Annotated in this window: 19 protein-coding genes; 16 read left to right on the top strand and 3 right to left on the bottom strand. The window is 75.5% G+C overall.

The window, feature by feature from the left end; all coding sequences use genetic code 11:
- Positions 1-192: 192 nt before the first annotated feature.
- The 3 genes from ppdK to ACL02U_RS31300 all read right to left on the bottom strand — a co-directional run bounded on the left by ppdK (position 193) and on the right by ACL02U_RS31300 (position 4,860).
- Positions 193-2,880 (bottom strand): pyruvate, phosphate dikinase, encoded by a 2,688-nt coding sequence (ppdK, locus tag ACL02U_RS31290; protein ID WP_412794373.1) that lies wholly within the window; start codon positions 2,878-2,880, stop codon positions 193-195.
- A 15-nt stretch (positions 2,881-2,895) separates the two neighbouring features.
- Positions 2,896-3,798 carry a universal stress protein gene (locus ACL02U_RS31295; RefSeq protein WP_412794374.1) on the bottom strand — a complete coding sequence of 301 codons (903 nt, stop codon included), beginning with the start codon at positions 3,796-3,798 and terminating at the stop codon, positions 2,896-2,898.
- 189 nt (positions 3,799-3,987) lie between these two features.
- Positions 3,988-4,860, bottom strand: a complete 873-nt coding sequence (locus ACL02U_RS31300; RefSeq protein ID WP_412794375.1) for a fructosamine kinase family protein — start codon at positions 4,858-4,860, stop codon at positions 3,988-3,990.
- A gap of 140 nt (positions 4,861-5,000) precedes the next feature.
- Between ACL02U_RS31300 and ACL02U_RS31305 the strand changes: the two genes are divergently transcribed.
- From ACL02U_RS31305 to ACL02U_RS31380, 16 genes are all read left to right on the top strand, one after another.
- Positions 5,001-5,525, top strand: a complete 525-nt coding sequence (locus tag ACL02U_RS31305; RefSeq protein ID WP_412794376.1) for a hydrogenase maturation protease — start codon at positions 5,001-5,003, stop codon at positions 5,523-5,525.
- Positions 5,522-7,810, top strand: a complete 2,289-nt coding sequence (hypF, locus tag ACL02U_RS31310; protein ID WP_412794377.1) for a carbamoyltransferase HypF — start codon at positions 5,522-5,524, stop codon at positions 7,808-7,810. The genes ACL02U_RS31305 and hypF overlap by 4 nt, the downstream gene beginning before the upstream one ends.
- Positions 7,811-7,816: 6 nt before the next feature.
- Positions 7,817-8,074, top strand: a complete 258-nt coding sequence (locus tag ACL02U_RS31315) for a HypC/HybG/HupF family hydrogenase formation chaperone (RefSeq protein ID WP_412794378.1) — start codon at positions 7,817-7,819, stop codon at positions 8,072-8,074.
- Positions 8,075-8,202: 128 nt separating this feature from the next.
- Positions 8,203-9,354 carry a 4Fe-4S dicluster domain-containing protein gene (locus tag ACL02U_RS31320; RefSeq protein WP_412794379.1) on the top strand — a complete coding sequence of 384 codons (1,152 nt, stop codon included), beginning with the start codon at positions 8,203-8,205 and terminating at the stop codon, positions 9,352-9,354.
- On the top strand, positions 9,351-9,815 hold the full coding sequence (locus tag ACL02U_RS31325; RefSeq protein WP_412794380.1) for a Crp/Fnr family transcriptional regulator: 465 nt from the start codon (positions 9,351-9,353) through the stop codon (positions 9,813-9,815). The genes ACL02U_RS31320 and ACL02U_RS31325 overlap by 4 nt, the downstream gene beginning before the upstream one ends.
- On the top strand, positions 9,812-10,618 hold the full coding sequence (locus tag ACL02U_RS31330; protein WP_412794381.1) for an FAD/NAD(P)-binding protein: 807 nt from the start codon (positions 9,812-9,814) through the stop codon (positions 10,616-10,618). The genes ACL02U_RS31325 and ACL02U_RS31330 overlap by 4 nt, the downstream gene beginning before the upstream one ends.
- Entirely contained in the window at positions 10,618-11,373 is a 756-nt protein-coding gene (locus ACL02U_RS31335; RefSeq protein ID WP_412794382.1) for an oxidoreductase, read from the top strand. The genes ACL02U_RS31330 and ACL02U_RS31335 overlap by 1 nt, the downstream gene beginning before the upstream one ends.
- Positions 11,370-12,719, top strand: coding sequence for a Ni/Fe hydrogenase subunit alpha (locus ACL02U_RS31340; protein WP_412794383.1), 1,350 nt, complete (start codon positions 11,370-11,372; stop codon positions 12,717-12,719). The genes ACL02U_RS31335 and ACL02U_RS31340 overlap by 4 nt, the downstream gene beginning before the upstream one ends.
- Entirely contained in the window at positions 12,712-13,332 is a 621-nt protein-coding gene (locus ACL02U_RS31345) for a CBS domain-containing protein (RefSeq protein ID WP_412794384.1), read from the top strand. The genes ACL02U_RS31340 and ACL02U_RS31345 overlap by 8 nt, the downstream gene beginning before the upstream one ends.
- Positions 13,329-14,432, top strand: coding sequence for a hydrogenase formation protein HypD (hypD, locus tag ACL02U_RS31350; protein WP_412794385.1), 1,104 nt, complete (start codon positions 13,329-13,331; stop codon positions 14,430-14,432). The genes ACL02U_RS31345 and hypD overlap by 4 nt, the downstream gene beginning before the upstream one ends.
- Complete coding sequence (gene hypE / locus ACL02U_RS31355) at positions 14,429-15,463, top strand: hydrogenase expression/formation protein HypE (protein ID WP_412794386.1); 1,035 nt, start codon at positions 14,429-14,431, stop codon at positions 15,461-15,463. The genes hypD and hypE overlap by 4 nt, the downstream gene beginning before the upstream one ends.
- Positions 15,464-15,584: 121 nt before the next feature.
- Positions 15,585-16,790, top strand: a complete 1,206-nt coding sequence (locus ACL02U_RS31360) for a sensor histidine kinase (RefSeq protein WP_412794387.1) — start codon at positions 15,585-15,587, stop codon at positions 16,788-16,790.
- An 80-nt stretch (positions 16,791-16,870) separates the two neighbouring features.
- Positions 16,871-17,683, top strand: a complete 813-nt coding sequence (locus tag ACL02U_RS31365; protein ID WP_412794388.1) for a LytR/AlgR family response regulator transcription factor — start codon at positions 16,871-16,873, stop codon at positions 17,681-17,683.
- The gene (locus tag ACL02U_RS31370; RefSeq protein WP_412794389.1) at positions 17,676-18,050 is read left to right on the top strand and encodes a hypothetical protein; all 375 of its coding nucleotides are present in this window, start codon (positions 17,676-17,678) and stop codon (positions 18,048-18,050) included. The genes ACL02U_RS31365 and ACL02U_RS31370 overlap by 8 nt, the downstream gene beginning before the upstream one ends.
- Positions 18,047-19,606 carry a cation acetate symporter gene (locus ACL02U_RS31375; protein ID WP_412794390.1) on the top strand — a complete coding sequence of 520 codons (1,560 nt, stop codon included), beginning with the start codon at positions 18,047-18,049 and terminating at the stop codon, positions 19,604-19,606. The genes ACL02U_RS31370 and ACL02U_RS31375 overlap by 4 nt, the downstream gene beginning before the upstream one ends.
- Positions 19,607-19,890: 284 nt before the next feature.
- The gene (locus ACL02U_RS31380; RefSeq protein WP_412794391.1) at positions 19,891-20,544 is read left to right on the top strand and encodes an acetate uptake transporter; all 654 of its coding nucleotides are present in this window, start codon (positions 19,891-19,893) and stop codon (positions 20,542-20,544) included.
- Positions 20,545-20,619 lie beyond the last annotated feature (75 nt).

Below are 20,619 nucleotides of genomic sequence, written 5' to 3' on the forward strand. Positions count from 1 at the left end.
CCGCGGGTCACCGTGCGGTCCGGAGCCGCCGCGGGTCGCGGGTGCCGCGGGTCGCGGGTGCCGCGGGTCGCGGGTGCCGCGGGTCGCGGGTGCCGCGGGTCGCGGGTGCCGCGGGTCGCGGGTGCCGCGGGTCGCCGTGCGGTCCGGCCGGCGGGCCGGGCCGCACGCCGCGGTGTCACCGGGTGTGCGGTGTCACCGGGTGTCGCCGGCCTCCGCGGACCCGGTGAGGGCGGCCCGGCCGGCCTCCAGCCGGGCGGCCGGGATCCGGAAGGGCGAGCAGGAGACGTAGTCCAGGCCCGCCCGGTGGAAGAAGTGGATCGAGTCGGGGTCGCCGCCGTGCTCGCCGCAGACGCCGGTCTCCAGCCGCGGGTTGGCGGCGCGGCCCGCTTCGACGGCCATTTCCACCAGCCTCCCCACCCCCTGCTCGTCGATCGTCTCGAACGGCGACACCTCGAAGACGCCCTTGTCGAGGTAGAGCGGGAAGAAGGAGGCCTCGGCGTCGTCCCGGGACAGCCCCCAGGTGGTCTGGGTCAGGTCGTTGGTGCCGAAGGAGAAGAAGTCGGCGACCTCGGCCAGCCGCCCCGCGGTCAGCGCGGCGCGCGGCAGCTCGATCATGGTGCCGATCGGGCAGTCGAGCGGGGTTCCGGTCTCGGCCGCCACCTCGGCGAGGACCCGTTCCGTCTCGGCGCGGGCCAGGCGCAGCTCCTCGACCGTGCCGACCAGCGGAATCATGATCTCGGCGCGCGGGCGACCGCCGTCCCGGAGGCGCCGCACCACCGCCTCGGCCACGGCCCGTACCTGCATGGCCGTCAGGCCGGGGACCGCCAGTCCCAGGCGCACGCCGCGCAGCCCCAGCATCGGGTTCTCCTCGTGCATGCGCTCGACCGCGGAGAGCAGTTCGCGCTCGTGCGGATCGGGATGCGCGGACCCGGCGAGCCGCACGGCGAGTTCGGTGCGGTCGGGCAGGAACTCGTGGAGCGGCGGGTCGATCAGCCGGATCGTCACCGGCAGCCCGTCCATCGCCGCGAGGATTCCGGTGAAGTCGTCGCGCTGCAGCGGCAGCAGGGCGGCGAGGGCCTCGGCACGGGCCGCGTCGTCGGGAGCGAGGATCATCGCCTCGACGAGTTCCCTGCGCTCGCCGAGGAACATGTGCTCGGTGCGGCACAGGCCGATGCCCTGCGCGCCGAGCGCGCGGGCGCGGGCCGCGTCCTCGGGGGTGTCGGCGTTCGCCCGCACCTGGAGGCGGCGTACGGCGTCGGCGTGGGCGAGTCCGTCCAGGACCGCCGCGGTGAGCGGACCGGTGGCGGTGCCGGTCTCCAGGGCGCGTCCGACGTCGGAGTCGGTGAGCGGAAGGGCGCCGAGGTGGACGGTGCCGGCGGTGCCGTCGACGGAGATCATGTCGCCGTCGTGGACGACCGTGCCGGAGGCCGCGGTGAACCGGCGGGCGCCGGTGTCCACGTCGAGTTCCTCGGCGCCGCACACGCAGACCTTGCCCATGCCGCGGGCGACGACGGCGGCATGGCTCGTCTTCCCGCCGCGGCTGGTCAGCACCGCCTGCGCGGCGATCATGCCGGGCAGGTCGTCCGGGGTGGTCTCCCGGCGGACCAGCACCACGGCCTCGCCGTCCGCGGCGCGCCGCGCCGCCTCGGCGGAGTCGAAGACCGCCACGCCGACCGCCGCGCCCGGCGAGGCGGGCACCCCCCGGGCGAGCGGCACGTCGGCGGGGGTGGTGTCGAAGCGGGGGAACATCAGCCGGGTCAGGGCGGTGCCGTCGACGCGGGCCAGTGCCTCGTCCGCGTCGAGCGTGCGCTCCTCGCGCAGGTCGTGGGCGATGCGGAAGGCCGCCTCGGCGGTGCGCTTGCCGACCCGGGTCTGAAGGATCCACAGCCTGCCGCGCTCGACGGTGAACTCCACGTCGCACAGGTCGCGGTAGTGGTTCTCCAGGGTGCGCAGATGGTCGCCGAGTTCGACGTAGGCGCGGGGGTCCAGCGTCTTGAGTTCGGTCAGCGGCAGCGCGTCGCGGACGCCCGCGACGACGTCCTCGCCCTGCGCGTCGGGGAGGTAGTCCCCGTACACGCCGCGCTCCCCGGTGGCCGGGTCGCGGGTGAAGGCGACACCGGTGCCGGAGTCGTGGCCGAGGTTGCCGAACACCATCGCCTGGACGTTCACCGCGGTGCCCAGGTCGTCGGGGATGTGCTCGCGGTGGCGGTAGACCCGGGCGCGCTCCACGTTCCACGAGTCGAAGACCGCGCGGATGGCGCGGGCCAGCTGCTCCGCGGGGTCCTGCGGGAAGTCCTCCCCGGTGACCCGGCGGACGATCTCCTTGTACTCCTCGGTGAGCAGCATCAGCTCGCCGGAGTCGAGTTCGTGGTCCCCGGACACCTCGCGGCGCGCCTTGTGGGCGGCCAGGGCGTTCTCGAAGAGTTCGCCGTCGACCCCCATCACCGTGTGGCCGAACATCTGCACCAGGCGCCGGTAGGAGTCCCAGGCGAAGCGTTCGTCGCCCGCGGCCTTCGCCAGCCCGGCCACGGAGTGGTCGTTGAGGCCGATGTCGAGGATGGTCTCCATCATGCCCGGCATGGAGAAGCGGGCACCGGAGCGCACGGAGACCAGCAGCGGGTCGTCGGGCGCGCCGAGGGCGCGCCCCATCTCGGACTCCAGGCCGGCCAGGGCCCTGGCGGCCTCGATGCCGAGTTCGGGCGGCTCCTCACCGGTGGCGAGGAAGACCTTGCAGGCCTCGGTGGTGACGGTGAACCCGGGAGGCACGGGCAGTCCCAGGCGGGTCATCTCGGCCAGCCCGGCTCCCTTGCCGCCGAGCAGGGCGGCCATGTCCCGGCCGCCCTCGGCGAAGGCGTACACGTACTTGGTGGGCGTGCTCATCAGGTTCGGGGCCTCTCACTCGTGGGGGACGACGGCGACAGGGCAGCCGGCGTGCTGGATGACGGAATGGGCGACGGGCCCGGTGCGCGGGCCCGGAGACCGGCCGGTGAGGTGGCGGCCCACGACGAGCAGGCCGGCCGCGGAGGCCGCCCGGACCAGCGGATGGGCGGCCCGGCCCTCGGTCACCGTCTCGACGACCTCCACCTCGGGGTACTTCTCGCGCCACACCTGGAGTACGGCGGTCAGGAAGCCGTGCCACTCCCGTGCCCGGAGCGGGCCGTCGACCAGGCCGATCTCTCCGGGGCCGAGCCCGAACGGGGAGGACTGCTGCCAGGCGTGCACCACCCGGAGCCGGGCGGCACGCGTCCGGGCCGACTCGAAGGCGAATTCGATGAGTTCGTCGCAGGGGGCGTCGAGGTCGACGCCGAGCACCACGTCGCGGTACCGGGTGGTGGTGGAGCCGCCCCCGCCGGCGGCGGGGAGGTGCTCGTCCGCGGCTTCCTCGCCGGCCCGGACCAGGACCACCGGCCGCCGGGCCCGCGCGGCCACGCCGAGCGCGACGGAGCCGACCAGGAACCCGGTGAAGCCGCTCAGCCCGCGCGAGCCCAGCACCAGCATCTCGGACTGCTCGGCGGCGCGCAGGAGGGCCGCGGTCGCGTCCCCCTCGGCCTGCTGCTCGTCCAGGGGGACGCCGGGGCAGGCGGCCCGGACGCGGTCCCGCGCCTGCCGCAGGGGGCTGCGGGCCCGCTCTCCCGGTCCTGCGGTGCCGAAGGCGCCGCCGGTCCGGCGGGGGCGCGGATCCGAGGCGTGCACCAGGCGCAGCGGAAGCCTCCTCCGGTCGGCCTCCCGGGCGGCCCAGCAGGCCGCGGCGAGACTCTCGGGGGATCCGTCGACCCCGGCGATCACGGGCAGAAGCATGGGGCGCACCTCCTGCGCTCGGTCTGCCTCTCTCTGCCGTCAGCCTCCCGCCGCCGAGAGGGCCGGGACCATGGGCCGCCAGTCCGTCGCACGGGTCCGTTCGGCCCCCTGTGCGGGACGGGCCGCGGCCGACGGGGCGGGTGGCGCCGGGGCCCGGGGGGCGGGTGGCGCCGGGTGGGGGCGGCGGGGTCAGCCGGCCAGGGCGGCGCGGGCCGCGGCGAGCGCCTGCTCGGCGTAGCCGCGGCCGAACAGCACGGTGTGCACCAGGAGCGGGAAGAGCTGGTGCAGGCCGATGCGTTCGCGCCAGCCGTCGGCGAGCGGCGCCGCGTGCCGGTAGCCGTCCAGGACCTGCTCCAGGTACGGGCATCCGAACAGGTGCAGCATGGCCAGATCGGTCTCCCGGTGGCCGCCGTGCGCGGCCGGGTCGATCAGCCGGACGTGTCCGTCGGCGCCCCACAGCACGTTGCCGTTCCACAGGTCGCCGTGCAGCCGGGCGGGCGGTTCGGGCTCGCCCGCCAGTCCGGGGAGCCGGTCGCAGACCCGCTCCACGACCGCCGCCTCCGCGGGCAGCAGCGTACCGGCGTCGACCGCGCTCCGCAGGTAGGGCAGGACGCGGTGCTCGGCGTACCAGTGCGGCCAGTCGGTGCCGGGCACGTTGCGCAGGGGGGCGAGGCCGATGGCGGCGTCCCGCGGGCCGCCGGGCGGCGGGGCGCCGAAGGCGGGGGCGCCGGCCGCGTGCAGGGCGGCGAGGTCGCGGCCGAAGCGGGCGGCCGCCTGTGCGCCGGGAGGGCCGCCGGGCACCCGGTCGCTCACCAGCCAGCGTTCGTCGTGCCCGTGTACGAAGGGGACGCGGACGGTGCCGGCGTCGGCCAGCCAGCGCAGCCCGGCCGCCTCGGCGCGCACGGCACGCGGGTCGTCGGCCCGCTTGACGACGACCGTCCGCCCGCCGTCGAGCGTCACCTGGGCGAGCGCTGCGGACAGCGGCCGCTCTGCGGACACCGCGCGCCCGGTGAGCCGGGCCGCCGCGGCGGCGGGTCCTTCGCCGGGGGAGCCGGTGTGCACGGCGACCAGCGTACGGCCGCGCCCGCGGGCCGGGCACCCGCGCCCCGCCGAGCCGCACCGCGCGGGTGGGGCGGCTCGGCCCCGCGGCCGGGCCGTTCGGCCCCTGCCCGCAGGGGGCGGCTCGGCGCAGGGTCGACGGTATGAGCAGCGGCGAGCGGATCGCGGTCGTCGGCGTCGGCAACGACTTCCGGCACGACGACGGAGTGGGCTGGGCCGTCGTGGACCGGCTGCGGCAGCGGGCCGGGGTCCGGCCGCTGCCGCCCGGCACGGTGCTGGCCACCTGCGACGGCGACCCGGGGCGGTTGATCGGCCTGTGGGAGGGGGCGGGGCTGGCGGTGGTGGTGGACGCGGCGCACGCGCACCCGGGAACCCCGGGCCGGGTGCACCGGCTCGCGCTGGACGCCGGGAGCGTCGGGCCGCCGCGGGCCACCACCAGCTCGCACGGGCTGGGGCTGGGGGAGGCCGTCGAGCTGGCCGGGGTGCTGGGCCTGCTGCCCGGGCACCTGGTGGTGTACGCCGTGGAGGGAGCCGACGGCTCCTTCGGCCGCGGCCTCTCCCCCGCCGTCGCCGCCCGGGTGGACACCGTCGCCGTCGCCGTCGAGGACGAGCTGGCCGCCTACCGTGACGCGGCCCACCGGGACCCGGCGGCCGGGAGGCGGGCATGACCGTACGGCGGTTCGAGGTCGACGGAGTCGTCCAGGGCGTCGGATTCCGGCCGTTCGTGTACCGGACGGCGGCCGCGCTCGGCCTGGACGGCTGGGTGGCCAACGTCGACGGGCACGTGGAGGGCGAGGTCGCCGGGCCGTCCCGGGCGATCGACGAGTTCGCCGCGAGGCTGCGGGCCGACGCGCCCGCCCTGGCCCGGGTGCGCCGGGTGCGGCTGGTCCACACCGCCCTCGGTGCCGGGCGCGGGCCCGGGTTCCGGGTGCGGCCCAGCGTCGCCGGCGCCGCGGGCCCCCGGCCCAGGGAGGTGCCGCCGGACACCGCGATCTGCGACGCCTGCCTGCGCGAGCTGCGCGATCCCCGCGACCGGCGCCACCGCTACCCGTTCATCAACTGCACGGACTGCGGACCGCGCGCCACGATCATCGAGAGCCTGCCCTACGACCGGGCGCAGACCACGATGCGCCGCTTTCCGCTGTGCGCGGCCTGCGCGGCCGAGTACGCCGATCCGCGGGACCGCCGCTTCCACGCCGAGCCCGTCGCCTGCCCGGACTGCGGTCCGACGGCGGCCTGGGAGGCGCTGCGCGGGGAGGCGGCACTGCGTGCGGCGGTGGAGGCGCTGGGCGAGGGCCGGATCGTGGCGGTGAAGGGGCTGGGCGGCTACCAGCTCGTCTGCGACGCGACCGACGCCCGGACGGTGGCCGAGTTGCGGCGGCGCAAGCACCGGCCGGCGAAGCCGTTCGCGGTGATGGTCCCCGACGTGCCCGCGGCGGCCCGACTGGCCCGGATCGGCGCGGCGGAGCTGGCCGCGCTGACGTCGCCCGAGCGGCCCGTGGTGCTGCTGGCCCGGCAGCGGTGGCGGGGGGTGCCGCCGCTCGCGCCCGGGGTGCATCCCGGGCTGCGGCGCGTCGGCCTGTTCCTCCCGACAACCGGCCTGCACCATCTTCTGCTCGACGCGCTCGCCCGGCCGCTCGTCGTCACCAGCGGCAACCCGGTCGGCGGGCCGATCGCCGTGGACGACACCGACGCCCGCAGGACCCTGGACGGCGTCGCCGACGGATTCCTCACCCACGACCGGCCCATCCGCTCCCGCTACGACGACTCCGTCGTGCAGTTCGCCGGACGCACCCGCGTCACGGTCCGCCGGGCGCGCGGGCTGGCCCCGGCTCCGCTGCCGATGGCGGTGGGGCAGCCGGTCGCCGGCGCGGGCGCGCAGCTGAAGCACACCTTCACGCTGGCCGCGCACGGCAGCGCCCATCTCGGGCCGCACACCGGCGACCTGGCCGACGTCGCGACGTACGAGGCGTTCCTGGCCTCCTACGAGCACCTGGAGCACCTGACCGGCATCGCACCGTCCGTCCTCGCGCACGATCTGCACCCCGGATACCTGTCCACCCAGTGGGCGAAGGCGCAGCCGCTGCCCCGCACGGGAGTGCAGCACCACCACGCGCACGTGGCGGCCTGCGCGGCCGAGCACGGGGTGCGCGGCCCGTTCCTGGGGGTGGCCTACGACGGACTCGGACTGGGCGACGACGGCACCCTGTGGGGCGGTGAGATCCTCCTCGCCACGCTGAGCGGCTACCGCCGGGTCGGCAGGTTCTCCACCGCGCCGCTGCCGGGCGGTGAGGCGGCGGTTCGCCACCCCTCCCGTACCGCGCTCGGCCATCTGCTGGGGTCCGAGGAGCTGGGTTCGGCGCGCCCGCACCCGCGGCTGGTCCGGGCGTACACCGAACGCCTGGACGGCGGTGAGGCGACGGCGGTGCGCGGCATGGTGGCCCGGCGGGTGAACTGTCCGCGCGCCTCCAGCGCGGGGCGGCTGTTCGACACGGCCGCCGCACTGCTCGGGCTGGCCGACCGGGTGAGCTACGAGGGCGAGGCGGCGGTGCTGCTGGAGGCCGCGGCGGGCGAGGAGCACGCCGTACCGCTGGCCCACCGCGTGGTGCGCGCCGGCGGCCTGTGGGTGTACGACTCCACGCCCACCGTGGCCGATCTGCTGCGCAGGCGGCTGGACGGGGAGCCGCCCGCCCTGCTGGCCGCGGCCTTCCACACCACGCTGGCCATCGCCACCGCCGACCTCGTCGCCCGGGCGGTGGCCGAGGGTGCGCCCCGCACGGTGTGCCTGGGCGGCGGTTGCTTCGTCAACCGCCGGCTGCTGACGGAGGTGCGGCGGCGGCTGCACGCGGAGGGCCTGCGGGTGCTGGTGGGCGGCCGGGTGCCGGTCGGGGACGGCGGAATCAGCTACGGCCAGGCCGCGGTCGCGGCCGCACGGCTGGCCGGGGAGGGGTGAGCGGTCATGTGCCTGGGCATCCCGGGGCGGGTGGTGGAGGTCCACGACGACAGCGGACTGCGGATGGCCACCGTCGACTTCGGCGGCGTCCGCCGCGAGGTGTGCCTGAGCTGCACACCGGACGCCGGAGTCGGCGCCTACGTCGTGGTGCACGTCGGCTTCGCGATCACCCTGGTGGACGAGGCGGAGGCGCAGCGGACGCTTCGGGTGCTGCGGGCGATGGCGGACGCGGTGGAGGGGGAGCTGGGCGAGCCCCTGCCGTGACCGCCGGGTGATCCGGCCGGCCCCGGGGCAGGGCCGGTCGGCCCCTGCCCCGGGGCCGGACGCGGGCCGGAAGCTTGGGGATGGAGGCACGCAGCGGATTCGGAGCCGTCCAGGACGGGAGGACCGTTATGACCGTCGCCGCAGCGCCCGTGGTGGTGGACCGGGCCGGGCTGGACGCCCTGGTCTCGGAACTGGTGTCTCAGGGGCGGACCGTCGTCGGTCCGACCGTCCGGGACGGCGCGGTGGTGCTGGCCGAGCTGGCCTCGGCCGGCGAGCTGCCCTTCGGCTGGGGCGTCGAGCTGGAGGCCGGGCGGTACCGTCTGGTGCGCCGGGAGGACGGGGCGGCTTTCGCGCACAGCGCCGGACCTCAGTCCTGGAAGAACTGGCTGCATCCGCAGCGCGAGCGGCTGTGGAGTGCCGACCGGACACCGGACGGCGGGGTGCGGTACACCGAGGAGGACCCGCAGGCGCCGTCGTACGCCTTCCTCGGCGTGCGCCCCTGCGATCTGCGGGCCATCGCCATCCAGGACCGGGTGCTGACCGGCGGACGCTTCGCGGACAGCGGGTACGGGGCGCGCCGGGAGCGCGCCCTGCTGATCGCCGCGGAGTGCACCGAACCGGGCGCGACCTGCTTCTGCGTGTCCGCCGGCGGCGGGCCCGCCGCGGACGCTGGCTACGACCTGGCGCTGACGGAGCTGACCGGCGACGGCGGGCACCGGTTCCTGCTGCGGGCCGGCAGCGAGGAGGGCGAACGGCTGCTGGAGAGGGTGCCGCACCGGCCGGCCGACCCGGCCACCGAGAGCGGCGCCCGGGCGGCCGTCGACGCCGCCCGGGACCGGATGGGGCGCTCCCTGCCGCCGGTGGACCTGCGGGAGCTGCTGGTCGCGGATCCGGACGCCGAACGCTGGAACGATGTCGCCGAACGCTGCCTGACCTGCGGGAACTGCACGATGGTGTGTCCGACCTGCTTCTGCACGACCACCGAGGAGGTCACCGACCTCACCGGCGACCACAGCGAGCGCTGGCAGCGCTGGGACTCCTGTTTCGACCTGGACTTCTCGGGCCTGCACGGCGGGCCCGTGCGGGCCTCGGGCCGCAGCCGCTACCGGCAGTGGCTCACCCACAAACTCTCCACCTGGTACGACCAGTTCGGCAGTTCCGGATGCGTCGGCTGCGGACGCTGCATCGTCTGGTGCCCGGTCGGCATCGACCTGACCGAGGAGGCCGCCGCGCTGGACGAGGAGCGGCGGTCCCGCAGCGGAAGGGATGAGGAGCGATGAACCCTTCGACCGCCCTGCGCGTCAACCACGCGCTGCCCGCCGCGCACCGCGAGCGGCTGCTGCGGGTGTGCAGCGACGTCCGCTTCCCGCCGGGCGTCCGGCTGTTCGAGGAGGGCGGGCACGCCGACCGCTTCTGGATCGTGCGGGACGGCATCGTCGCGCTCGACCTGCACGTGCCGGGACGCCGCGCGCCGGTGGTGGAGACGCTCGGCGAGGGCGACCTCGTCGGCTGGTCGTGGCTGTTCGAACCGTATGTGTGGCAGCTGGGCGCGGAGACGCTCACGGCGGTGCACGCGCACGAGTTCGACGCGGCCGCGGTCCGGCTGATGTGCCGCGACGACCCCGAGTTCGGGCGGGCCGTGGAGCACTGGGTGGGCCGGGTGCTCGCCCATCGTCTGGGCGCGGCCCGGACCCGCCTGCTCGACCTGTACGGCCCCACCGGAAGCGGGGGCGGGCGATGACGGAACTCCCGGTGCCGCACCGGGTGGTCGGCCGCCGGCAGGAGACCGCCGACACGGTGACGCTGCGGATCGAACCGGAGGGGGCGCCGCCGGTCGCGTTCGCGCCCGGGCAGTTCGCGATGGTGCACTGCTTCGGCCGCGGCGAGATCCCCCTGTCGGTGAGCTCCGTGCCGAGCACCGGCGGTCTCGCGCACACCGTCCGCGCGGTCGGCGCCGTCTCCTCCGGACTGTGCGCGGCCCGGGTCGGGGACGTGCTCGGGGTCCGCGGCCCGTACGGCACCGGCTGGGAGCCGGAGCGGGCCCGCGGCCGGGACGTGGTGGTGGTCGCCGGAGGCATCGGTCTCGCCCCGCTGCGGCCGCTGGTCCTGCGCGTCCTGGCCGAACCGGCGCGCTACGGCCGGCTCAGCGTGCTGGTGGGCGCGCGCACCCCGGACGATCTGATCGCGCCGCGGGAGACGGCGGGCTGGGCGACCGGGTACACCGGTGTCACGGTCGACCGCCCCGGCGACGGCTGGCGCGGGGACGTCGGCATGGTCACCTCGCTGCTGGACCGTGCCCCGTTCGACCCGGGCACCGCGTGGGCGTTCGTCTGCGGGCCGGAGCCGATGATCCGCGCCGCCGCCCGCGATCTGACGGAGCGGGGGGTCGCGGCCGAGCGGATCCGCGTCTCGCTGGAGCGGAACATGCGGTGCGCGACCGGGCACTGCGGGCACTGCCAGCTCGGGCCCCTGCTGCTGTGCCGGGACGGCCCGGTGGTCGGCTGGGACCGTGCCGCACCCCTGCTCGCGGTGAGGGAGCTGTGATGGACGAGCCCACGCTCGCGGTGTTCAAACTGGCGTCCTGCGACGGCTGCCAGCTCACCCTCCTGGACTGCGAGGACGAACTGCTCGCCCTCGCCGACCGGGTTCGGATCTCGCACTTCCTGGAGGCGTCCAGCGCGGTGGAGCCCGGCCCGTACGATCTGTCGCTGGTGGAGGGCTCGGTCACCACCGCCGAGGACGCCGCACGCGTCCGCGCGATCCGGGCCGCCTCCCGCCGTCTGGTGACCATCGGCGCCTGCGCGACGGCCGGCGGCATCCAGGCCCTGCGGAACTTCGCGGACGTGGAGGAGTACCGGCGCACCGTCTACGCCAGCCCGGAGTACATCGCCACCCTCGCCACCTCCACTCCCGTCTCCGCCCATGTGGACGTCGACTTCGAGCTGCGCGGCTGCCCGATCGACCGGCGCCAGCTCCTGGAGGTCGTCACGGCGTTCCTCGCCGGGCGCAAGCCGGACGTGCCGGACCACAGCGTGTGCTTCGAGTGCAAGCGGCGCGGCACCGTCTGCGTCACCGTCGCCCACGGCACCCCCTGCCTCGGCCCGGTGACCCACGCCGGGTGCGGTGCGCTGTGCCCGGCGTTCGGCCGCGGCTGCTACGGATGCTTCGGGCCGTCCGGGTCGGTGAACCTTCCCGCGCTGATCCCGCGGCTGCGCAGCGACGGCCTGGACGACGACGGCGTACGGCGGCTGCTGCACTCCTTCAACGGCTCCGCCTTCGACGAGGAGGTCCCCCCGTGACGCACCGCGGATCCCGGCTCCTGCACGTCGGCGCGCTCTCCCGGGTCGAGGGGGAGGGAGCGCTCAGCCTGCGCGTGCACGACGGCACGGTCACCGAGGCGCAACTGCAGATCTACGAACCCCCGCGGTTCTTCGAGGCGTTCCTGCGCGGGCGGGCCCACACCGAACCGCCCGACATCACCGCCCGGGTGTGCGGGATCTGCCCGGTCGCCTACCAGATGAGCGCCTGCGCGGCGATCGAGGACGCCTGCGGCGTGCAGGTCGGCCCGGCGGTCCGCGACCTGCGCCGGCTGCTGTACTGCGGGGAGTGGATCGAGAGCCAGACGCTGCACATCCACCTGCTGCACGCCCCGGACTTCCTCGGCCGGGACGGCGCGATCGAGCTGGCCCGCACGCACCGGGCGGAGGTGGAGCGGGGGCTGCGGCTGAAGCGGGCGGGCAACGCGGTGATGGAACTGCTGGGCGGGCGGGCCGTGCACCCGGTCAACGTGCGTCTCGGCGGCTTCCACCGGGCGCCGACCCGGGACGAACTGCGTCCGCTCGCCGAGCAGTTGCGGCGGGCCCTGGACGACGCCTGGGGCACCCTGCACTGGGTGGCCGGCTTCGACTTCCCCGACGCCCGCACCGACGCCGACCTGCTGGCGCTGGCCGAACCGGACACGTACGCCATCGAGGGCGGCACCCCGACCGTGCTGCGAGCCGACGGCACGACCGGCTCGTTCCCGGTGCGGGACTTCACCGCGCACGTGCGGGAGACCCAGGTGCCGCACTCGACGGCCCTGCAGTCCCGGCTGGACGGCAGGCTCCATCTCACCGGCGCGCTGGCGCGGTTCGCGATCGGCGGGCGGCGGCTGTCGCCGGTGGCCCAGCAGGCCGCCGTCGCGGCCGGGCTGGGCGATCCCGGCGAGGGCGCCGTGTGCCGCAACCCGTACCGGTCGATCCTGGTGCGGGCGGTGGAGACGGTGTACGCGGTGGAGGAGGCGCTGCGGATCATCGACCGCTACGAGCCGCCCGACCGCCCGTACACGGAGGTGCCGCCGGTCGCGGGTGTCGGGCACGGAGCCACCGAGGCACCGCGCGGGCTGCTGTACCACCGCTACTCCCTGGACGGCGACGGCCTGGTGACCGGCGCGCTGCTGGTGCCGCCCACCGCCCAGAACCAGGGCGCCATCGAGGACGACCTGCGGCGGCTGGCGCAGCGCGCCGTCCGCGAGGGCGACCCGGGTGACGAGGCGCTGACCGCGCTGTGCGAACGCGCGATCCGCAACCACGACCCCTGCATCTCCTGTTCCACCCATTTCCTCGACCTCACGGTCGTCCGTACCCGAGGAGGCTGCCATGGCTGATTCCCCGTTCACCGTCAGCGATGTGATGACGCAGACGGTCGTTGCCGTCGGCAGCGAGGCGTCCTTCAAGGAGGTCGCCGAGCTGCTCGACCAGTGGAAGGTGAGCGCGGTACCGGTGCTCGCCGGCGAGGGCCGGGTCGTGGGGGTGGTGTCGGAGGCGGACCTGCTGGCGAAGGAGGAGTTCCGCGACACCGACGAAGGCGACCCGGCGGAGCGCGTCAAGGCGGGCGGGCTGAGCGCGGGCGACCTGATGAGCACGCCGGCGGTGACCGTGCACGCGGACGCCACGCTTCCCGAGGCGGCCCGCATCATGGCGCGCCGGCACGTCAAGCGGCTGCCGGTGGTCGACGGCGTCGGCCTGCTGCAGGGCGTGGTCAGCCGCAGCGACCTGCTGAAGGTGTTCCTGCGCTCGGACGAGGAGATCGCCGAGGAGATCCGCAACAGCGTGCTCACCCAGCTGCCGGTGGTCTCCGAGCTGTCGGTGTCGGTGGCCGAGGGCGTCGTCACCCTCGGCGGTTCGCTGCCCGAGCGGACGCTCGTGCCGGTGATCGCCCGTGCGGTCCGCGCGGTGGAGGGCGTGGTGGACATCCGGCTCGATCTGACCCACCGATGAAGTACCTCGACGAGTACCGCGACCCCGTCCTCGCCCGCCGGCTGCTGGACGAGCTGCGGCACACCGCCACCCGCCCCTGGCGGATCATGGAGGTGTGCGGCGGCCAGACGCACACCCTGGTCCGGCAGGGCATCGACGAGCTGCTGCCGGCCGGGATGCGGATGATCCACGGCCCGGGCTGCCCGGTCTGCGTGACCCCGCTGGAGACGCTGGACCGGGCCATGGCCGTCGCCGCCCGGCCCGGCGTGGTGCTGACCAGTTTCGGGGACATGCTGCGGGTGCCCGGCTCGCGCACCGACCTGCTGTCGCTGCGGGCGCGCGGCGCGGACGTACGGGTGGTGTACGCCCCGATGGACGCGGTGCGGCTGGCCGCGGCGGACCCGGACCGCGAGGTGGTGTTCCTGGCCGTCGGCTTCGAGACGACCGCACCCGCCAACGCGATGGCCGTGCTGCACGCGGCCCGCCTCGGCCTGGCGAACTTCTCGGTGCTGGTCAGCCACGTCCTGGTGCCGCCGGCGATGACCGCGCTGCTGGACGACCCGGACTGCGAGGTGCAGGCGTTCCTCGCGGCCGGGCACGTGTGCGCGGTGATGGGCTGGACGGAGTACGAGCCGATCGCGGAACGCTACCGGGTGCCGATCGTGGTGACCGGGTTCGAACCGCTGGACCTGCTGGAGGGGATCCTGATGGCGGTGCGGCAACTGGAGTCCGGGCGGCACGAGGTGGAGAACCAGTACGTGCGGGCGGTCCGGCGCGCCGGCAACACCGAGGCGCAGGACGCGGTGCGCCGCGTCTTCCGGATCACCGACCGGGCCTGGCGCGGCATCGGCGCGCTGCCCGCGAGCGGGCTCGAACTCAGCCCGGAGTTCCGGTCCTTCGACGCGGCCCTCCGCTTCGAGGTGGGCGGCCTCAACCCCGCCGAGGACCCGGAGTGCATCGCGGGGGCGATCCTCACCGGGGCGAGGCTGCCCACGGACTGCGCCGCCTACGGCACCCGCTGCACCCCCCGCACTCCCCTGGGCGCGCCGATGGTGTCGTCCGAGGGCACCTGTGCCGCCTTCCACGCGGCCGGCCGCACCGCGACGAGGAGTCCGGCATGACCGTCGAGTGTCCCGCACCCCGCCACGAGGACGAGGTGGTGCTGCTCGGCCACGGTGCCGGCGGCCGCCTCACCGCCGAACTCCTGGACACGCTGGTGCTGCCGGCGCTCGGCGGCGCGCCCGGACCGCTGGAGGACGCGGCGCTGCTGCCGGGCCGTCCGGAGCTGGTGATGAGCACCGACGGCTTCGTCGTCAGCCCGCTGTTCTTCCCCGGCGGCGACATCGGCTCCCTCTCGGTGCACGGCACCGTGAACGACCTGGCCATGCGGGGTGCGTGGCCGCTGGCGCTGTCCGTGTCGCTCATCATGGAGGAGGGCCTGCCGCTCACGGAACTGCGGGCCGTGGCAGCCTCGTTGGGCGAGTCCGCGCAGCGGGCCGGCGTGCCGGTGATCACCGGGGACACCAAGGTGGTCGGGCGGGGCGCGGTGGACCGGCTGTTCGTCACGACCACGGGCGTCGGGAAGCGGCACGACGGGCTGTGCCCGTCGGCCGCGGCGGCGCGGCCCGGCGACGCGGTGCTGCTGTCGGGGCCGGTGGGGCTGCACGGAACGACGGTGCTCAGCACCCGCGAGGGCCTCGGCTTCGAGAGCGCGATCGCGTCCGACACCCGTCCCCTGCACCGGCTGGTGCGGGCCCTCGCCCCGCTCGGCGGGGCGGTCCACGTGCTGCGCGACCCGACCCGGGGCGGGCTGGCCGCCGCCCTCAACGAGATCGCCCGGGACTCGTCGGTCGCCGTCGAGATCGAGGAGCGGGCCGTTCCGGTGCCCGAGCCGGTCTCCGCGGCCTGCGACCTGCTGGGGCTGGACCCGCTGGTCGTCGCCAACGAGGGCTGCCTGGTCGCGTTCGTGGCGCCCGCCGCGGCCGGTGCGGCGCTGGACGCGCTGCGGTCGCTGCCCGAGGGCGCGCAGGCCGTGCGGATCGGCGAGGTGGCGCCGCGGGGGCCCGCGGGGCGGGTGACGCTGCGCACCCTGGTGGGTGCCCGGCGCATCGTGGACATGCCGCTGGGTGAGCAGCTGCCCCGTATCTGCTGACCGCCGGCCGCCGGGCGGGGCCGGAGGGCGGGCGTCCCGGCGGGTGCCGGCGCCGCGTGCCGGTGGGCGCGGGGTGCCGGACGGTCCCGGCGCCGCGGCGGAACGGGTTACCGTGTCGTGCATGGCGGGCAAACTGCGGCAGCGCGCGTGGCTGCACCGGCATCCGGGTTTCGACGGGCGGGCCGGGCAGGCGGCGTTCGAGGCGCTGCACCGTGCGTCCCTCGCGGCGCCGGCGCTGCGCGGCGGGCTGACGGAGGCGTCGGCCGGCGCGGCCGCACGGCACCTGCGGGAGCTGCTCGGCGTTCCCGCGCTGGCCGTCACGGACACCGAGCGCCTGCTGACCTGGGACGGTGCCCGCAAGCACCACGCCCCGCAGGTCCTGGACCATGCCTCGGAGGTACTCGGCGGCGGCCGGACCGTGGTGGTCGGGGCGGACCGGGTGTGGTGCGGGCAGGCGCACTGCGACGTCCGGGACGCGGTCGTGGCCCCGCTGGTCGTGGAGGACCGTGTCGAGGGCACGCTGCTGGCGTACGGACCGAAGGTCTCGGCGGGGCTGGTCCGGGCGACCGGGGAGGTGGCCCGCTGGATGTCCGGCCAGCTGGAACTCGCCGAACTGCACCGCTCCCGCACCCGCCTGGTGGAGGCCGAGCTGCGGGCGCTGCGGGCGCAGATCTCGCCGCACTTCTCGTGCAACGCGCTCACCGCGATCGCCTCGCTGGTGCGCACCGATCCCGAACGCGCCCGCGAACTGCTGCTGGAGTTCGCCGACTTCACCCGCTACTCGTTCCGCCGGCACGGCGAGTTCACCACCCTCGCGGAGGAGTTCCGCTCCATCGGCCAGTACCTGCTGCTGGAGCAGGCGCGCTTCGGCAGCCGGCTGCGCGTCGACGTGCAGGCGGCCCCGGAGGTGCTGCCGGTGGCGGTGCCGTTCCTGTGCGTGCAGCCGCTGGTGGAGAACGCGGTGCGGCACGGCTTCGAGGGCAAGCCCGGGCCGGGGCAGATCACCGTGATCGCGGCGGACGCGGGCGCCGAGGCGCACATCACCGTGGAGGACGACGGGACCGGCGCGGACCCCGAGGAGCTGCGGCGGGTGCTGGCCGCGGGAGGGACCGGGACGCCGGGCGGCACCGGTTCGGGCGGGGTGGGGCTCGGGAACGTCGACGCCCGCCTGCGGCAGGTGTACGGGGACGCCTACGGGCTGGTGATCGAGACGGCGCCCGGGGCCGGTACCAAGGTCCGCGTCCGGGTGCCGAAGTACCGTGCGGGTGTGACGGCCCCGGCGGTCGGCCGGGAACACGTTCCCGGCCGGCCCGACGCGCTCCGGTGACCGCCGGCCCGCCGCCGTGTGGCCAATACCACACTCCTGGGGTGATTGACCCGTTGCGCGCGCGATGGCCACACTCCCCCATGCTGCGCATCCTGGTGGCCGACGACGAGCCGCACGCGCTGGACGAGCTGGTCTACCTGCTGGGGCTGATCCCGGGCATCGGTCCCGTGGAGTCCGCGGTCGACGGCGTCGAGGTGCTGCGCGCGCTGGACCGTGCGCTGGAGGAGGACCGCGCCGTGGACGCGGTCTTCCTGGACGTGCGCATGCCCGGCCTGGACGGCCTGGACGTGGCCAGGGTCCTCTCCCGGTTCGCGGAGCCGCCGCCGGTGGTGTTCGTCAGCGCCTACGACGACTTCGCGGTGCCCGCCTTCGAGGTACGGGCCGTCGACTACCTCCTGAAACCGGTGCGCACCGAGCGGCTCGCCGAGGCGGTCCGGCGGATCGCCGAGCGGCAGGCCGGCGCGGACCGCCAGGAGCCCGGGCCCGCGGCCCCCGCGGAGCCGTCCGTGCCGGTGCCGGCACGCCCGGGTGACCAGGTGATCCCCGTAGAGCTGTCCGGTGTGACCCGGTTCATCCACCGTTCCGAGGTGCGGCACGTCGAGGCGTGCGGCGACTACGTGCGCCTGCACCTGGCGTCCGGCAGCCATCTGCTGCGGGTGCCGCTGTCCACGCTGGAGGAGGAGTGGCAGGACGCCGGGTTCGTGCGGGTGCACCGCCGCCACCTCGTGGCGACCGACCACATCGAGGAGCTGCTGACCGACGAGGGGCGGTTGTCGGTGCGCGTGGCCGGTGTCCTGCTGCCGGTCAGCCGCCGCAGCAGCCGGAGGCTGCGCGACCTGCTGCTGTCCCGGCCCGGCCCGCCGCCGCAGGGGAGGGCGGCCCCCGATGGGTGAGCCGCAGCGCCGCGTCACGGTCACCCATCCGCGCACCCAGGCCGCCCGGCCCGGAGTGCGGCACACCGCGGTGCGGGACATCCACGAGCAGACGGCGCTCGGCGAGGTGTACGTGCGGGCACTGATCCGCGGCCAGTTGCGGCTCGGACTGCTGGTCTGCGCCGCCGTCTGCCTGCCGCTCGCCTGCCTGCCGCCGCTGCTGGCGTACGTTCCCGCGCTGCGCGAGGGCCGGCTGTGGGGCGTCGGCCTGCCCTGGCTGGTCCTCGGGCCGCCGGTGTACGCGCTCCTGGTGGCCGCCGGGGCCTGCTACGTGCGTCGGGCCGAGCGCAACGAACGCGACTTCGCCGAACACGTCCACCGTTCATGAGTGCCGCACAGAACCTGATCGCCGTGCTGCTGGTGGTGACCGTCACGGTGGCCCTCGGCGGCTACGGCCTCAGGTCCCGCTCCACGCCCGACTTCTACGTCGCCTCCCGTACCGTCTCGCCGTTGCGGAACGCCGCGGCGATCAGCGGCGAGTACCTCTCGGCCGCCTCCTACCTGGGCATCGCGGGGCTCGTGGTGGCGTACGGGAGCACCATGCTCTGGTACGGCATCGGGTACACGGCGGGCTATCTCGTCCTGCTCGTCCTGGTGGCCGCGCCGTTGCGCCGGTCGGGGGCGTACACCGTCTCCGACTTCGCCGAGGCGCGTCTGGGGTCGCTGGGCGTGCGGCGGGTGGCCACCGTGTTCGTGGTGCTGATCGGCTGGCTCTACCAGATACCGCAGTTGCAGGGCGCGGGTCTGGCGCTGCACACGGTCCTCGGGGCACCTCCCTGGTCGGGCGCCGTGCTGGTGTCGGTGGTGGTGCTGGTGAGCGTGATCGCCGGCGGTATGCGCAGCGTCACCCTGGTCCAGGCGTTCCAGTTCTGGCTGAAGCTGACCGCGCTCGCGGTCCCGGCGGTCGTCCTGCTGCTGGTCTGGCACGGCGTCCGACATCCCGGCGGGACCGCCGCGGTCGCCTCCGCGGGTGTCCCGCCCGTGCAGCCTGCCGGTGGCCACCAGCTGTACTCGCTGTACTCGCTGATGGTGGCCACCTTCCTCGGGGCGATGGGGCTGCCGCACGTCATCGCCCGCTTCTACACCAACCCGGACGGCCGGGCGGCCCGCCGCACCACGGTCGGTGTCCTCGGCCTCCTCGGGGTGTTCTACCTGCTGCCCGAGGTGTACGGCGGGCTCGGGCGGATCTTCGCACCGGGCCTCGCCGGGCAGGGCAGGGCGGACACCGTGGTGCTGCTGCTTCCGGCGCGGCTGGTCCCGGGCACCGCGGGGCAGCTCCTGACGGCGCTGGTGGTCGCGGGCGCCTTCGCCGCCTTCCTGTCGACGTGTTCCGGGCTGGCCCTGTCGGTGGCCGCCGTGCTCTCCCAGGACCTCGTCGGCGGCGACGTGCGGGGATTCCGCCGGGCCGCCGCGGTGGCCGTACTGGCACCCTGCGGGATCGCGCTGCTGCTGTCGCGGAGCGGTGTGTCGGTGGCCCACGAGGTCGGCCTGGTCTTCTCGGTGGCCGCCTCCACGTTCTGTCCCCTGCTGGTGCTGGGGATCTGGTGGCGGCGGCTGACCGCGCCGGGGGCCGTGGCCGGGATGCTGGTGGGCGGCGGATCGGCGCTGGCCGCGGCCACGGCCACGCTGCTGCGGGCGGGCGGGCCGGGCTGGGGCGGGACCCTGCTCGCCCAGCCCGCCGCCTGGAGCGTGCCGGCGGCGTTCCTGACCATGGTGGGCGTCTCCCTGGCCACGCGTGCCCGGGTGCCGGTCGGGGCGTCGGTGATGCTGGCCCGCCTGCACGTGCCGGAGGAACTGGCGGCCAGTGCGGCCGACCACTCGGCGGCGGGAGGCGACCGTTCGTCCCGGGGCCGCGGCCGCCCGTCGCGCCGCACGCACCGCTGATCGACGAGTACCGCACGAGGGGTCCCGACCAGGCCACGCGGGGCGCACAGTAACCGGCCAGAGCGAGTCGCCGCGGAACGCCCGGCCGGCCGAACCGTACTCCCGGACCGGGAGCGGCACCGGACCGTACGCGGGCTCGCGCGGAAGAGTCGCGGCACCCGACCCCCACCCTGGAGCCGGCCCGCGTCCGCCGCGCACCGTCCGTCGACACCGCCTGGTTTCCGCACCCGCCGTGCCCCGGCCACGCCCGAGGCACGCACCCGAGTACCGAGGAGTACCCCGTCATGTCCCAGCTCGAGACGCCCGCCGAGGGGCAGGCCGCCGCGCCGGCCGCCACCGACAACGCCACCGGTCAGCCGACGCCGCACGCGCCGATCGCCGACCCGGGGCCGCTGGGCCTGGCGGCGTTCGCCCTCACCACCTTCGTGCTCTCGGTCTTCAACGCCGACCTGATCAAGGACGGTGCGCTGGAGGCCGTGGTACTGCCGCTCGCGCTGTGGTACGGCGGCATCGCCCAGGTGCTGGCCGGAATGTGGGAGTTCCGCAAGAACAACACGTTCGGCGCGCTGGCGTTCACCTCGTACGGTTCCTTCTGGCTGTCCTTCGCCGCGTACGTCAAGTACGTCGCCCCGCACCTTCCGGCGGCCCACGCCTACCAGGCGACCGGCCTGTTCCTGCTGGCCTGGACCGTCTTCACGGTCTACATGACCGTCGTCACCACCCGGATCAGCGGTCTCCTGCTGGCCCTGTTCTCGGCGCTGTCGGTGACCTTCCTGCTGCTGACCATCGGAGAACTGGCGCAGGAGCCGTCCATCAGCCACACGGGCGGCTGGGTCGGGCTGATCACCGCGGTGATCGCCTGGTACGGCTCGTTCGCCGGGGTGGCCAACGCGACCTGGAAGAGCAAGTCCATGCCGACCTGGCCCCTGTCGGCCTGATCCGCTCCCGCCGACCGCCTGATCGACCCAGAGGGGACCCCCATGAGCAACGAGACCCTGGCCAACCTCCTGAAC

This window comes from Streptomyces sp. MS06 (assembly GCF_047200655.1).
Taxonomy (GTDB): domain Bacteria; phylum Actinomycetota; class Actinomycetes; order Streptomycetales; family Streptomycetaceae; genus Streptomyces.

Excerpts from the sequence above, each read along its gene's own strand:
- ppdK (WP_412794373.1), bottom strand. The coding sequence starts at position 2,880 with ATGAGCACGCCCACCAAGTACGTGTACGCCTTCGCCGAGGGCGGCCGG.
- ACL02U_RS31295 (WP_412794374.1), bottom strand. The coding sequence starts at position 3,798 with ATGCTTCTGCCCGTGATCGCCGGGGTCGACGGATCCCCCGAGAGTCTC.
- ACL02U_RS31305 (WP_412794376.1), top strand. The coding sequence starts at position 5,001 with ATGAGCAGCGGCGAGCGGATCGCGGTCGTCGGCGTCGGCAACGACTTC.
- hypF (WP_412794377.1), top strand. The coding sequence starts at position 5,522 with ATGACCGTACGGCGGTTCGAGGTCGACGGAGTCGTCCAGGGCGTCGGA.
- ACL02U_RS31315 (WP_412794378.1), top strand. The coding sequence starts at position 7,817 with ATGTGCCTGGGCATCCCGGGGCGGGTGGTGGAGGTCCACGACGACAGC.
- ACL02U_RS31320 (WP_412794379.1), top strand. The coding sequence starts at position 8,203 with ATGACCGTCGCCGCAGCGCCCGTGGTGGTGGACCGGGCCGGGCTGGAC.
- ACL02U_RS31325 (WP_412794380.1), top strand. The coding sequence starts at position 9,351 with ATGAACCCTTCGACCGCCCTGCGCGTCAACCACGCGCTGCCCGCCGCG.
- ACL02U_RS31330 (WP_412794381.1), top strand. The coding sequence starts at position 9,812 with ATGACGGAACTCCCGGTGCCGCACCGGGTGGTCGGCCGCCGGCAGGAG.
- ACL02U_RS31335 (WP_412794382.1), top strand. The coding sequence starts at position 10,618 with ATGGACGAGCCCACGCTCGCGGTGTTCAAACTGGCGTCCTGCGACGGC.
- ACL02U_RS31345 (WP_412794384.1), top strand. The coding sequence starts at position 12,712 with ATGGCTGATTCCCCGTTCACCGTCAGCGATGTGATGACGCAGACGGTC.
- hypD (WP_412794385.1), top strand. The coding sequence starts at position 13,329 with ATGAAGTACCTCGACGAGTACCGCGACCCCGTCCTCGCCCGCCGGCTG.
- hypE (WP_412794386.1), top strand. The coding sequence starts at position 14,429 with ATGACCGTCGAGTGTCCCGCACCCCGCCACGAGGACGAGGTGGTGCTG.
- ACL02U_RS31360 (WP_412794387.1), top strand. The coding sequence starts at position 15,585 with ATGGCGGGCAAACTGCGGCAGCGCGCGTGGCTGCACCGGCATCCGGGT.
- ACL02U_RS31365 (WP_412794388.1), top strand. The coding sequence starts at position 16,871 with ATGCTGCGCATCCTGGTGGCCGACGACGAGCCGCACGCGCTGGACGAG.
- ACL02U_RS31370 (WP_412794389.1), top strand. The coding sequence starts at position 17,676 with ATGGGTGAGCCGCAGCGCCGCGTCACGGTCACCCATCCGCGCACCCAG.
- ACL02U_RS31375 (WP_412794390.1), top strand. The coding sequence starts at position 18,047 with ATGAGTGCCGCACAGAACCTGATCGCCGTGCTGCTGGTGGTGACCGTC.
- ACL02U_RS31380 (WP_412794391.1), top strand. The coding sequence starts at position 19,891 with ATGTCCCAGCTCGAGACGCCCGCCGAGGGGCAGGCCGCCGCGCCGGCC.